Origin of the sequence: Knoellia subterranea KCTC 19937 (assembly GCF_000768685.1) — a bacterium.
Classification (GTDB): Bacteria; Actinomycetota; Actinomycetes; order Actinomycetales; family Dermatophilaceae; genus Knoellia; species Knoellia subterranea.
This window is the reverse complement of sequence record NZ_AVPK01000007.1, coordinates 118,291-130,539: the sequence shown is the minus strand read 5'-3', so window position 1 is coordinate 130,539 and position 12,249 is coordinate 118,291. Positions and strand designations below refer to the sequence as shown.

13 protein-coding genes and 1 pseudogene are annotated in these 12,249 nt (G+C 70.1%); 1 reads left to right on the top strand and 13 read right to left on the bottom strand.

Features of this window, described 5'->3' with window-relative positions; translation table 11 throughout:
• Positions 1-117: 117 nt before the first annotated feature.
• On the top strand, positions 118-1,254 hold the full coding sequence (locus tag N803_RS12665) for a GNAT family N-acetyltransferase (protein WP_035905882.1): 1,137 nt from the start codon (positions 118-120) through the stop codon (positions 1,252-1,254).
• Here N803_RS12665 and N803_RS12660 read toward each other — a convergent pair.
• The 13 genes and pseudogenes from N803_RS12660 to N803_RS12610 all read right to left on the bottom strand — a co-directional run bounded on the left by N803_RS12660 (position 1,169) and on the right by N803_RS12610 (position 12,240).
• The gene (locus tag N803_RS12660; RefSeq protein ID WP_156969779.1) at positions 1,169-2,227 is read right to left on the bottom strand and encodes a P1 family peptidase; all 1,059 of its coding nucleotides are present in this window, start codon (positions 2,225-2,227) and stop codon (positions 1,169-1,171) included. The genes N803_RS12665 and N803_RS12660 overlap by 86 nt on opposite strands.
• On the bottom strand, positions 2,224-3,414 hold the full coding sequence (locus N803_RS12655) for a winged helix-turn-helix domain-containing protein (protein ID WP_035905881.1): 1,191 nt from the start codon (positions 3,412-3,414) through the stop codon (positions 2,224-2,226). The genes N803_RS12660 and N803_RS12655 overlap by 4 nt, the downstream gene beginning before the upstream one ends.
• 41 nt (positions 3,415-3,455) lie before the next feature.
• The gene (locus N803_RS12650) at positions 3,456-4,172 is read right to left on the bottom strand and encodes a response regulator (RefSeq protein ID WP_052112256.1); all 717 of its coding nucleotides are present in this window, start codon (positions 4,170-4,172) and stop codon (positions 3,456-3,458) included.
• Positions 4,173-4,274: 102 nt separating this feature from the next.
• Positions 4,275-4,967 (bottom strand): ribosome hibernation-promoting factor, HPF/YfiA family, encoded by a 693-nt coding sequence (hpf, locus tag N803_RS12645; protein ID WP_035905880.1) that lies wholly within the window; start codon positions 4,965-4,967, stop codon positions 4,275-4,277.
• 129 nt (positions 4,968-5,096) lie between these two features.
• Positions 5,097-5,672 carry a ComF family protein gene (locus tag N803_RS12640; RefSeq protein WP_169743091.1) on the bottom strand — a complete coding sequence of 192 codons (576 nt, stop codon included), beginning with the start codon at positions 5,670-5,672 and terminating at the stop codon, positions 5,097-5,099.
• A gap of 258 nt (positions 5,673-5,930) precedes the next feature.
• Positions 5,931-7,703 carry an LpqB family beta-propeller domain-containing protein gene (locus tag N803_RS12635; protein WP_035905879.1) on the bottom strand — a complete coding sequence of 591 codons (1,773 nt, stop codon included), beginning with the start codon at positions 7,701-7,703 and terminating at the stop codon, positions 5,931-5,933.
• Positions 7,700-9,397, bottom strand: coding sequence for an MtrAB system histidine kinase MtrB (gene mtrB / locus N803_RS12630; protein ID WP_245617238.1), 1,698 nt, complete (start codon positions 9,395-9,397; stop codon positions 7,700-7,702). The genes N803_RS12635 and mtrB overlap by 4 nt, the downstream gene beginning before the upstream one ends.
• Before the next feature lie 2 nt (positions 9,398-9,399).
• Positions 9,400-10,077 (bottom strand): MtrAB system response regulator MtrA, encoded by a 678-nt coding sequence (gene mtrA, locus N803_RS12625; RefSeq protein WP_035905877.1) that lies wholly within the window; start codon positions 10,075-10,077, stop codon positions 9,400-9,402.
• 324 nt (positions 10,078-10,401) lie between these two features.
• Positions 10,402-11,133, bottom strand: a complete 732-nt coding sequence (locus tag N803_RS18575) for an HNH endonuclease signature motif containing protein (protein WP_052112254.1) — start codon at positions 11,131-11,133, stop codon at positions 10,402-10,404.
• A gap of 9 nt (positions 11,134-11,142) precedes the next feature.
• Positions 11,143-11,277 carry a hypothetical protein gene (locus N803_RS19040; RefSeq protein ID WP_281175008.1) on the bottom strand — a complete coding sequence of 45 codons (135 nt, stop codon included), beginning with the start codon at positions 11,275-11,277 and terminating at the stop codon, positions 11,143-11,145.
• A 148-nt stretch (positions 11,278-11,425) separates the two neighbouring features.
• Positions 11,426-11,557 (bottom strand): annotated as a pseudogene (locus N803_RS19115) (patatin-like phospholipase family protein); the annotation flags it as partial.
• A gap of 184 nt (positions 11,558-11,741) precedes the next feature.
• Entirely contained in the window at positions 11,742-11,939 is a 198-nt protein-coding gene (locus N803_RS12615; protein ID WP_035905876.1) for a hypothetical protein, read from the bottom strand.
• A gap of 49 nt (positions 11,940-11,988) precedes the next feature.
• Positions 11,989-12,240 carry a hypothetical protein gene (locus N803_RS12610; RefSeq protein WP_035905875.1) on the bottom strand — a complete coding sequence of 84 codons (252 nt, stop codon included), beginning with the start codon at positions 12,238-12,240 and terminating at the stop codon, positions 11,989-11,991.
• Positions 12,241-12,249: the final 9 nt, after the last annotated feature.

Genomic DNA, 12,249 nt, shown 5'->3' with positions numbered 1-12,249 from the left:
GTCGGCCGCCCCGTTGGCAGTCCACGAGACCTGCCAAGGGTAGTCGAGCCACAGGGCCAACGAGCACCACCCGTTAATCGGTTCCGCCGCCTTCCGCTTCCGTGATGACATTCCGGTATGCCGTTCCCAGACTCAGTCCCTGTCCTCACCGATGGCGTCGTGCGGCTTCGCGCGCACTCCGAGCACGACACCGCCCGCATCGCGGAGCAGTGTGTCGACCCCGAGAGCGTGCGCTGGACGCAGGTCCCGCGCGGCTACACGGAGGACATGGCGCGCGAGTGGCTCATCGACATCGCGAAGGGCTGGGATGAGGGCGGCGACCAGCTGTGGGCGATCGAGGAGGTCGTCGAGGGCGCCGGCACCAGCGAGGGCACCGGCAACGGGGACTTCCTCGGCACGATCGACCTGCGCCCACGTTCGGGCGGTCGGGCGGAAATCGGCTACGGCCTGCACCCGGAGGGCCGAGGGCGCGGTCTCATGGCGCGCGCGCTCAAGCTCGTGTCGCAGTACTGGTTCGACGCCGGTGGCGAGCGCGTCGACTGGTACGCCGAGAAGGGCAACTTCGCCTCGTGGGGTCCGGCGCGGTCGGCCGGGTTCGAGTTCGTCGCGACCCTCCCCGGGCACGTCGTCCACGGCGACGGCGGGCTCATCGACGCGTGGTTCGGGTCGCTCGGCAAGGGCGACGCGATGTCTCCCCGCGCGGAGTGGATCACTCCCCCGGTTCTGGAGGCGGACGGCATACGCCTCCGTCCGTGGCGCGACGACGACAAGGCGAGCACGGAACCGCACGACCACCCCACGCACCACCTGCCGTCGCGCGCGATTCCCGTGTCGGAGACGTGGGAGCCGTGGCTGGAGCGGCGCCGGGAGTTCATGGCGCGCGGGTCGAGCGTCAACTGGGCGATCGCCGACGCCGAGACCGACCGCGCGCTCGGCGAGATGCTCGTCTTCGTTCACGCGGGTGCGCTGGCCGATGGGGACACGGCGGAGTTCGGCTACTTCCTCTATCCGTCGGCGCGCGGCAAGGGTGCGGCGAGGAAGGCGGCACGCCTGGCCCGTGACCACGCGTTCGCTCCGAAAGAAGAGGGCGGTCTCGGGCTGCGCCGCCTCGTCGCGGAAACGGCGGCGGACAACCTGGCGAGCAACGCGATCCTCGAGTCGGTCGGCTTCACCCGGTGGGGTCACGAGGAGAAGGCAACGGCTCCGGACGGTTCGGTCGGCCCGGCCGACCACTGGGACCTCCTCCGCCCCTGAGCGTGGGGAGACGGCGGTTGGCGCGGCCGGTGACGGGGGTGGCGTGGGCAAGGCCGCTGAGGACTGCTTCCTCGGTGGCTTCGGCCACGGCCCGGAAGGCGTCGTCGAGCTGGGCGACGTCGGGATCGTGGACGGGTGACCTCGACGTACTGAAGGCGAGGACGATCTCGCCACTGCCGTGTGTGGTCACACAGCCGGTGCGGGCGAGGCCGTTCTGGGCACGGGCCGCGACCCTTCGCAGGGTGACGCTGTCGAAGGGAGCATCGGTCGCGACGACGATGACCACCGAGCCCGGCGGCTCGGCGCTCTCCGGCTCTCCCGTCGGCTGGACATGTTCTCCACCGATCGTCAGGTCACCCCAGCGTCCGTAGTTGCTCACGAGCGCCACTCCGAGTGTGTGCTCTGACGCCCCCGACCCGAAGACGCGCGAGGCCGTGCCGAACCCACCGGCCAGCCCGAAGGTGCGCATCCCCGTGCCCGCGCCAACGGTCCCCTCCGTCACCGAACCAGCGGCAGCCGCCTCCAGGGCAGCCACGAATTCGGCCTCACCGCACCGGTGTTGGCGCGGATCGCTGACATATGCGTCGTTGCACTCGAGCACGACGAGATTGACCGAGCGGCCCGTCTCGACGTCGCCGATCGTGGGATCTGCTGCCAAACGACACCTCAGCATCGCCTCGTGCACGGACGGCACGGCGAAGACGCTCGACATGGCGATGACCGACTCGAGCGTGCCGAGTTCGGCGACCTGCACGAGCCCGGTCGACTTGCCGTAGCCGTTGATGACGTGGACCGCGGCCGGCAGTGGCCGCACCTCGACGTCGGGCGGCACGACGACGGTGACGCCCGTCGCCACTCCCCGAGCCGGTTCGGTCACGGTCCCATGGCCCACGAGCACGCCGGGGACGTCGGTGATGGCACCGACCGGACCGGACGGCATACGCCAGGTCGGCAACGGCGGCGACCACGTCACCGAACGACCTCGACGTCAGCCAGGCGGAGCCACTGCGCCATGAGGCCGAGCTCCTCGTGGAGTTCGCGCACGTCGTCCGCTCCCCCGCGCCCGGGCTCCCACGTGACCCGCCGCGCGAGCAGCCGCCCACCGGCGCGGTCGGCCTTGAGGTCGGCGCGCGCGACGAGGTCCTCGCCGAGCAGGAACGGCAGCACGTAGTAGCCGTGCACCCGCTTCTCCTCGGGCACATAGATCTCGAGGCGGTAGTCGAAGCCGAACAGCGCCGACGTCCGATCCCGTTGCCAGACAAGGGAATCGAACGGAGACAGGAGTGCCCGCGCCGAGATCCGTCGTGGTCGCCGAGCGCTCGGATCGAGGTATGCCGGCCGCTTCCATCCGTCGATCGTCACCGGTTCCAGCTCGCCGGACTGCACGAGCGAGGCGATGGCGGGGCGGGCCTGTTCGGGTTTGAGCCGGAAGTAGTCGCGCAGGCACTGCTCGGTCCCGACGCCGTGGGCCCGGGCCGCGATCCGGATCAGCTCGACGAACGCCTCCTCGGCGCTCGGCCGCGCGTCGGCGGACTCTGCCACGTCGCGAAGGTGAGGCGGGAGGACACGGGAGGGGACGGCATACCGGCGCTCGAACTGCGTGGTCCGCCCGGCGGAGCTGACCTCCCCTGCCCAGAAGAGGTGCTCGAGGGCGGACTTCACGAGCGACCAGTTCCAGCCCCACTGGTCGCGTTCGCGCGGGAGGTCGTGGGCGAGGGCCGCTTCGAGTTCGCGTGAAGTGATGGGGCCGCGGGCGCGCACTTCGGCAAGGACCGCGTCGACGAGTTCGGGGTGGTTGCGTTTGACGCTCTGCATCCCGCCCCAGGACTCGTCGTGGGCGCGGCGCATGCGGAAGTCGAGGAGCGGCCACGTCGCGGGCGGGACGAGGGAGGCCTCGTGCGCCCAGTACTCGACCAGGCGGCGCGGCGCCTTGTCGCGGGCGCGGTCCACGAGCGCGGAGTCGTGCGGACCGAGACGCGAGTAGAACGGCAGGTAGTGGCTGCGCGAGACGACGTTGACGCTGTCGATCTGGACGATGCCGACGGTGTCGATGACGCGCTGCACGTGCCGGGACGTCGCGGTCCACGCGGGCGGACGTGCCACTCCGAAGCCTTGGGCGGCCAGGGCGATGCGGCGTGCGGCGACGGTGCTGAGACGCATGGCCCCATCCTGCCGGTCACCGCCGACAGCGCGCCGATCCCTTACGCGTCGGGTTCGATGAGGTTCCGGCGCATCGCGTAGAGGGCCGCCTCGACCCGCGAGTGCAGCTGGAGCTTCTCGAGGATGTTGCGCACGTGGTTCTTGACTGTGTTCTCGCTGATGAACAGCTGGGACGCGATCTCCTTGTTGGCCTTGCCGCGCGCGACGAGGCCGAGCACCTCGAGCTCGCGGTCGGTGAGGCGCGGACCCGGGGTGGCGTCCTTGGGCGGCTCATTGCTCAGGCGGGAGAACTCGGCGATGAGCTGGCTGGCCATGTGCGGCGGGATCATCGACTGGCCGGCGTGGGCCATGCGCACCGACTGGGCAATCTGCTCAGTCGGCAGGTCCTTGAGGAGATAGCCACTCGCGCCGGCCTTGATCGCGGCGAAGAGGTCGGCCTCGTCGTCGGACGCGGTGAGGATGAGGATCTTGGTCCGGGGCGCCTTTTCCTTGATCGCCGTGCAGGCCTCGATGCCGCTGTTGCCGGGCATGCGGACGTCGAGCAGGACGACGTCGGGGTCATATTCGAAGCACTTCTCGACGGCCTCGATGCCGGAGGCGGCTTCGGCGACGATCTCGAGATCCTGTTCAAGACCGATGACCGCCTGCATGCCACGACGGTAGAGGTCGTGATCATCGGCGATGACGATTCGGATGCGGTCTCGATTCTCCCCCAGGGACGAGGACCGAGACCCCTGCTCTGCTGGGGACGGACTCACCGGCACATCGTGCCACGGCGAGTCCGCCCCCGGAGGCAGATTGAACAACCTCGTTGGTGCAAAAGGACCAGTTCCGATGAACCGGGTCCAAATGACCCCTTCTCAGGACGCTTCGGCGCGCTCCGCCACGGATGAGGCCGGCGGGCCCGGGTCCTCGCGGTCGTCGAAACCCTCCTCGGGTTCGGTCGCGTGCGGCACCTCGCCATTGAGGTCGAGGTGGAGGACGCCATAGGACCAGCCGCGACGCCGATAGACGACGGACGCCTTGTCGGTCTCGGTGTCGTGGAAGAGGTAGAAGTCGTGACCGACGAGCTCCATCTCGCGCAGGGCCTGCTCGAGGCTCATGGGCGCGGAGGTGTGGACCTTCTCGCGGACCTCGATGGGCGAGTCACCGAAGGGACCGCCGTCGTCGTCCGCAGCAGCATCGGGGGCACCGGTCCCGTCGGGGACGAACGCGGTGGCGGCGGCAACCGATTCCTGCGGGTTGCGCCCGCGGCGGACCGTGCGGTCGTGCTTGCGCCTCAGCCTCTCGAGGAGCTTCTCGAGCGCGACGTCCAGCGCGGCGTACTTGTCCTCCTGGCACGCTTCGGCGCGGATGACGGGTCCCTTGACGTGAACGGTGATCTCCACTCGGTCACAGGCCTTGGACTGCCGGCGGTTCGCTTCGTGGCTGATGACGACGTCGATCCTGCGAGTGCGCGGAGCGAGTTGCTGGACCTTGTCGAGCTTGTCCGCGATGTGCTGACGGAATCGGTCCGAGACGGTCGTGTGGCGTCCGGTGACGACGATGTCCACGAGTCCTCCTAAAAGTCGGGTGGGCGTGCCTGTCAGATGCCTGTCGAGGGCTATAGGCGGCGGCACCACCTCCGAGTCAGGGGGAGGATGCGTTCCATGAACAGACGGTAGACCCGTCACCTGACCCTTTCAAGAGATGGGGCTGGCAAGTTGCTGGGCATGCTCGGCCCGCCGCCTCGTCGCCCCGAGAGCGGCCGCGATCACCTCGCTCGCGCCCGCCTCGCGCAGCGCTCGTGCGGCTTCGGTGAAGGTCGCACCGGTCGTCATGAGGTCGTCGACGACGAGGCACACCGAGCCGGCGACGACCGGCCGGCCCCGGGAGCGCACCTCCATGGCCCCGGCGAGGTTCGCCGCGCGTTCACCGGCGTCGAGCGTCGACTGGTCGCGCGTCGTCCGCGTCGGCGCCAACACGGGGGCCACCGCCACCCGCCCCCACAGCGCGGACCGCACGGCCGACCGGACGAGTGGGACGAGCGGCACGTCACCTCGTCGCCGACGGGCCCTGGGCGACCCTGTCACCGGCACGACCACAAGGCCACGACCGGCGAGGGCGGCACGAGCGTCCCCGCTGCTCGCGACCGCGACGGAGAGGGCCGGGGCGAGCCAACCGGCGAGCGGTCGGACCAGGTCGCGCCGGTCCTCGTCCTTGTATGCCGTGATCGCGGCTCGCAGCGCACCGCTCGCCTCCCCAGAAACCCAGCACACCGGCATACCGGGTGGGCAGGGTGACGGAACCGCACGAAGCGGGGACGGGTGCAGGCAATCGCCGACACTGCGCCGACAGTCCGCGCACAACGGCCCCGACGGTCGGCGGCAGAGGGCACACGAGGCCGGGAGCATGAGGTCGATCAGGGACGTGAACACCGAACAAGCCTGTCCGGCAACGGGATTCACCCGCCAGCCCGCCCCACGATCTGTGGACGACGAGCAGGTGATCAGCCGCCTGTGGACAGGACGAGCGCGTCAGCGCCCGGCGACGAGCACGTCGGTGCCCTTGCCGAGCGTCACCCACTGCTGACCGGCGCGGCTCAGGACGGTGCCGTCGGAGGTGGTGACGAGGATGCCGCGCTCCCCTCCCCCGGAGGTGATCGCCGTGGCGGTCGGCGTCGCGGTGAGGGACAGCGCCTGCCCGTCCACGGTGATGACCCACGGGCTGCGCGGACCGGCCGTGCCCTGGCGGGTGGCGAGGGTGGCGATGCTGAGGTCCGAGAGCCAGACGAGTCCGGTGACCCCGACGAGGGCGTCACCGAGGCGTTGCGGGGACGACAGCCGTTCGGGACGGCCGACTGCGCCACGGATGACACCGGCGACGTCGATGCGGGGGTCCTTGCCGTTGTCGGCCGTGTGCAGGATCGCCACCCGGTCGCCGTTGGGCGAGGGCTTGGACTCGATGACCTTGCGTCCCTTGAGCCAGTCCGCCTCGATGGGGGTCGCGGGCGACTGTCGCGTCTGGGTCGGGTCGGCCGTGACGTTGAAGGCCCACAGCCTCATCTCCGAGTCGTCGTCGATGCCCCGCCCGCCGGCCCACAGGTAGCCGCGGGTGTCATAGGCCGGGTGGCCGACGTCGGTGCCGTAGAACGGCATCTCGTAGCGGGTCGTCCCCCGGAAGCGGGACAGCCCCTGCCCGTCGGGGTCGACCGCCGCCATCTCGGAGCGGTCCGGCGACAGTGCGAGCGAGTGGAAGGCACTCTCGACGTCGACGTGCCCGGACTTCTGCGGGTCCTGGTCGACGGTCGAGGTGTTGGGCAGGAGATAGAGACCGGTGCCGCGGCGCACGACGGGCCGGCCCAACGCCGGGGTGGGGGTCTCCGGGAACTTGATCTGGTCGAGGGTGCGGACCGGCAGGTCGACGTCGGGCAGCTCCAGGGTGGTGTCCTCCACCTTGACGGTGACGCCCTGGATGCCGCTGTCCTGGAGGAGGGTCGAGACGATCTGGGCCCAGACGTTCTCGCGCTGCACCTGGTCGGTCGGGACGCGACCGGTGATCTCGACGCTCGCGATGCCGTCCGTCACCGAGACCGCGTCGGCCGTGAGCCGTGCACCGCTCGGGATGTCGTTGCGCACCGAACCCTGGAGGTATGCCGGTGGGTCGGCCAGCTGCGCACGTGCCAGTCGCGTGGCGAGGTGGTCGCGCGGGAACCAGCGCCGGTCGGGGACGAGGGCGCGGCGGTCGGAGGCGAGGTAGTGGACGGTGTAGGGCTTGAGCAGTCGGCCGAGGTCGGACGTGGTGATCCAGCGGCCGAACTCCTTGGGAACATTGCTGATTCGCCATTCGCCGTTGATCCGGGCGAACTCGAACTGGACGCTGCGCTTGGCCCCTCCGGGAGCGTTGACGTAGCGACCGTCCGGGCTGATCGTGCCCTCGATGACGCCGGAGAGGGTGGCGAGGTTGGGCAGTTGCGGGGTCACGGTGAACGCGGTGGTCGTCGAATAGAGGACGATCTCGCCCTCGGGTCGCCACCCCTTGGCTGCCTCGGGCGTGAGGTAGCTCATCGCGATCTCGTAGTTGCCGTCGCTGGCGGCGCCGGCCCGGACGAAGCCGGAGACGATCTGTTGCTGGGTCGCCTGCGGCGGAGGCGTCGGGAAGATCGCGCGCACGGGTTCGACGTCGCCGCCACGGACCTCGAGTCCGGGTTCGACGTCGCGGGGTCGTCCGATGGAGGTGCACCCGGAGACGAGGACAGCGACGACCGCCAGAACAGTGACGAGGGCGCGGGCCGAGCGAAGGGTGCTCATGTCCGCTCCCCCGGCGAGAGCGGTAGCGGTGACGAGGTGAGCGAGTCACCTGCCCGCTGCGGCAGGGTCAGTCGGAAGCGTGACCCGACGCCGGGCTCGCCCCATGCCTGGAGCCAGCCGTTGTGCAGGCGCGCGTCCTCGAGGGCGATCGCGAGTCCGAGGCCGGTGCCGCCGGTGGTGCGTGCGCGGGCCGGGTCGGCGCGCCAGAAGCGGTTGAACACCATGGACGCCTCGCCCTGACGCAGACCGACGCCGTGGTCCTCGACCACGACGGCGACCGAGCCATCGCCGGCGCGCAGGTGGACGGTGACGGGCTTGCCCTCGCCGTGCTCGATGGCGTTGACGACGAGGTTGCGCAGGATGCGTTCGACGCGGCGTTCGTCGACCTCGACCTCGACCGGCCCGGGGGCCACGACGTCGACGGTCGACCCGCGTCGGTCGGCGAGCGGTTGGGCGGCGGCGATGACGCCGGCGACGGTGCCGCGCAGGTCGACGCGGGCGGGGTCGAGAGCTGCCGCACCGGCGTCGAAGCGGCTGATCTCGAGCAGGTCGGACAGGAGCGACTCGAAGCGGTCGAGTTCACCCTGGAGCAGCTCGGCCGAGCGCGACGCGACGGGCTCGAAATCCGCGCGGGAGTCATAGAGCAGGTCGCCGGCCATGCGAATCGTGGTCAGCGGCGTGCGCAGCTCGTGGGAGACGTCGGAGACGAACCGCTGCTGGACGCGGCTCAGCCCTTCGAGCTGGCGGATCTGCGACTGGAGGCTGTCGGCCATCGCGTTGAACGACGTGCCGAGGAGGGCCAGATCATCCTCGCCGCGGGACGGCATACGTTCATTCAGTTTGCCCGACGCGAGACGTTCGGAGACCTCGGCGGCGCGTCGAACGGGGGTGACGACGAGGCGCGTGACGACCCAGGCGACGGCACCGACGAGGGCGATGAGCGTGAGCCCGGCGATCGTGAATGCCGTGGAGATCAGACTCATCGTCTGGATCTCCTGCGTCATCGGATAGATGTAGTAGAGGTCGTAGCGACCGGCTCGCGGCACTTCGACGCCTGTGCCGACGAATACGGCCGGGACCTGCTGGCCGTCGAGGAGGATCGTGCTGACCATCTTTTGCTGGTGGGTCGGGTCGGCGGCGACCTTCTGCCGGATCTCCTGCGGCACCGCGGCGACGCCGAGCCCACCGGACTCGAGTGCGTTGAGCTGGATCTGCTCGGTGTTCTTCACGCCGCGCAGCATGATGACGTAGCGCGACGGCTCCGGCCCCGGCGGCGTGAGCAGCGACTTCATGATGTCGATGGCGGACAGGTTGAGGTCCTGCGCGTTCGACGCGGTCGTCGTCTCCCAGCGGTCCTGCGCCTGGGCGGTGAGGGTGCGCGCCTCGTATTCGCTCGTCTCGATCCGCTGGTCCTCGAGCCCCGTGGCGATCTCGTTGTAGAGGTAGGAGCCGAGCAGGGAGACGACGATCATGCCGAGGACGACGGTCGTCGACACGACACGGAACTGGAGGGAGCGCCGCCACGTCCGGGTCAGCGCGGCGACGACACCGCCGACGGCGTGACCCATGGAGCGCAGGCTGCGCCCGACGTTGATGCCGAAGTGCTGGGCGCGGCGCGCCGCGGTGGCCGATGACGACGCGGGAGACGGTGCCGACCCTGCGCCGGTGGGACGGGCGGTCGGCGAGTCCGCCATGGTCAGGCCGGCCCCGCTCGGTAGCCGACACCGCGCACCGTCACGACAATCTCGGGCTTCTCGGGGTCCTTCTCGATCTTGGAGCGCAGCCGCTGGACGTGGACGTTGACGAGGCGGGTATCACCGGCGTGGCGGTAGCCCCACACCTGCTCGAGCAGCACCTCGCGGGTGAAGACCTGCCACGGCTTGCGGGCGAGCGCGACAAGGAGGTCGAACTCGAGCGGGGTGAGGTTGAGGGTCTCGCCGTCGCGCTTGACGGAGTGGCCGGCGACGTCGATGGCGAGGTCGCCGATGGTGAGGCGCTCGGGCTCGACGTCGTCGCCGCGGCGGAGCCGGGCACGCACGCGGGCGATGAGCTCCTGCGGCTTGAACGGCTTGACGACGTAGTCGTCCGCGCCCGACTCCAGGCCGACGACGACGTCGATGGTGTCGGTGCGGGCGGTGAGCATGACGATCGGGACGCCGGACTCGGCGCGGATGCGACGGCATACTTCGAGGCCGTCGATGCCGGGCAGCATGACGTCGAGGAGCACGACGTCGGGGCGGGTCTCACGGAACGCGCCGAGCGCACTGTTGCCGTCGGCGACGTGGTCGACCTCCAGGCCTTCGTTGCGCAGCACGATGCCGAGCATCTCCGCGAGAGCGAGGTCGTCGTCGACGACGAGCACGCGACCCTTCACGTCAGTCCTCCTGTGGCACGGGATCAGTGGCACGAATTTCGGTGGCACACCTGAGCCGGCGCTGCCCAGCGCCGGTCCCCCATGTTCGCACAGCGAACTGGGTGAGCCGGGCACCTTGGGCGTGCTGGGGAGTCCTGTTGTTGCGCGGTGGGAGCGTGGCGTGGGCCCGTGGCCTTGCGCGTCGGGTCCCTCGCGTGATCTCCGGGTATGCCGGGAGCGCGCGTTCTCGTGGGGCGCGGGCTTGCGTCGTGGTGGTCCCGGGAATGGTGCACGCGGGCGCGCCGGATGCCCTGTCGCGCAGGGGCGGCAGGGTGTGGGGCGGGGTCATCGTCGGTGCCTGGAACTGTCGTCGCCGGAGGCGAAGGGCAGGGGTGTCCGCTGTGCGAGGGCATCGTCGTAGGCACCGGGGGTGCGGTCCCAGACGACGTGGCTTCGTCCCTGCTCGTCGGTCTCGACGCTGCCGAAGTAGCGCTGGGAGTGGACGACGGTGTGGTGGCGCTGGCAGAGCAGGGCGGCGTTGTCGAGGTCGGTGAGGCCGCCGTCGATCCAGTGAATGAGGTGGTGGGCATCGCACCACGCCGGGGGCGCGTCGCAGCCGGGATAGGTGCAGTGCCCGTCGCGCTGCCAGATGCGCTTGATCTGTCCGGGTTGGAAGAGGCGTTCGGCTCGGCCGAGGTCGACGACTTCGCCGCACGAGTTGAGAACGGTCGGGATGATCGTCGCGTCGCAGGCCCATTTGCGGACCGTCTCGGGGGTGACGAGGTCGCCGGTGGACAGTCCGCCGAGGAGGGAGCCAGCGCCGGCGCGGCGTTGGAGGTCCTCGAGGCCGATCTTGACGAAGATCTGCGCCTTGGTGGAGGACCACGTGGTGTCGAGGAAGCGGCGTTCACCGATCCGGTACGGCGTCATCGCCGACGTGCTCGCTGCGACGGCGTCGACGAGCTCGACCCCGCTGTCGCGGTCGAAGACGACCGGCTCCCCCGTCACCGCGTCGACGGCGGCAACGAGCAGCCGCTGGTCCGTGGGCCATTCGGCGCCGGGCAGGCGAGAGCGCACGACTGCCCGTCACCGTTCTGCTGCAGCGCCATTCGTCGTGTCGAGCTCGAGCGCAGCAGCACCCAAACGGCGACGCATGTCTGCCGGGTCGGAGGACGCGGCGATGAGGGCGTCCGACCACGCAAGGTAGTCCGGACCGGACACGGCACGGCCCGGTGACCCGGGCCGCCCTCCCGACCCAGCCGCCGGTCACGGGAACCTGCGTGGCGGCATACAACTCTGTGAGCGGGGTCGGACCCGTCACGAGCGCGGCCGTCGTCGAACCCGACGACGTGCCGATGACCACGTCCGCGGTGGTGACGTCGAGGCCGGCTTCGGCGAGGCCGGCGAGGACGCCGATCTGCCAGGCGTTGCCGGCCGCTCCCCCGCCGGCGAGGACGAGTGCGCAACGGTGGGTGAAGCCGGTAGATGATGTGGTGTTCATGGGAGTCGCCTTCCGCGAGAAGCCCGGTGGCGCTCCCGACGCGGCTACGCGGCTCGCCGGATCGTGCGCGGCGAGGGAGCACCCTGCGCTGACACTGCGTTCACGGGTCTCACCTCCAGCCGGTCGGTCACGATCGGCTGCAACGTAGCAGCGTTGGTCACCGTGGCGCCTTCCAATTTCCGATTCACTGGCGAGCGCTGCGGCGCGCTCGGCGGGCTTGAAGGAAGCCGGCCACGAGCGCACCTGCGAAAAACAGCATCCACAGAATGAGCGGCCAGTAGCCCGTCATCAGCGCCCACACGAGTCCCGTGGCCACGAGCAAGGTGGGCAGCAGCAGGAGAATCACCGAACTCGCATCCACCCGCCACCGCTGATCCGTCATGTCACCAGCATGACGCAGACGTCGCCCTCGCGCCGCGCGGCCGACAACGTTAGCCGAGCAGCAGCGCCACGGCGACCACACCCACCAATGCAAGGAGGGCGACGGCGATCCAGACGAGTGACGGGCCGCGTCGTTCGTGCGCTCCGTGTCGATCGGCGGCATGTTTGGCACCGTCCCACTCCGGCGGCGGCTCCTTGAGGTGCTCGTCGCCCTCGCGGTACTCGTCGGTCCAGATGTCGCCGTCCCAGTAACGGAAGGTGCCGTTGCCGACGTAGACCCACTGCGGCCGGTCGTAGTTCACCGAGTCACC

What these genes read in the sequence shown, in the direction of transcription:
- N803_RS12615 (WP_035905876.1), bottom strand. Translation starts at nt 11,939, where the DNA reads ATGACGGATCAGCGGTGGCGGGTGGATGCGAGTTCGGTGATTCTCCTG.
- N803_RS12655 (WP_035905881.1), bottom strand. Translation starts at nt 3,414, where the DNA reads ATGCGTCTCAGCACCGTCGCCGCACGCCGCATCGCCCTGGCCGCCCAA.
- N803_RS12635 (WP_035905879.1), bottom strand. Translation starts at nt 7,703, where the DNA reads ATGAGCACCCTTCGCTCGGCCCGCGCCCTCGTCACTGTTCTGGCGGTC.
- mtrB (WP_245617238.1), bottom strand. Translation starts at nt 9,397, where the DNA reads ATGGCGGACTCGCCGACCGCCCGTCCCACCGGCGCAGGGTCGGCACCG.
- N803_RS12665 (WP_035905882.1), top strand. Translation starts at nt 118, where the DNA reads ATGCCGTTCCCAGACTCAGTCCCTGTCCTCACCGATGGCGTCGTGCGG.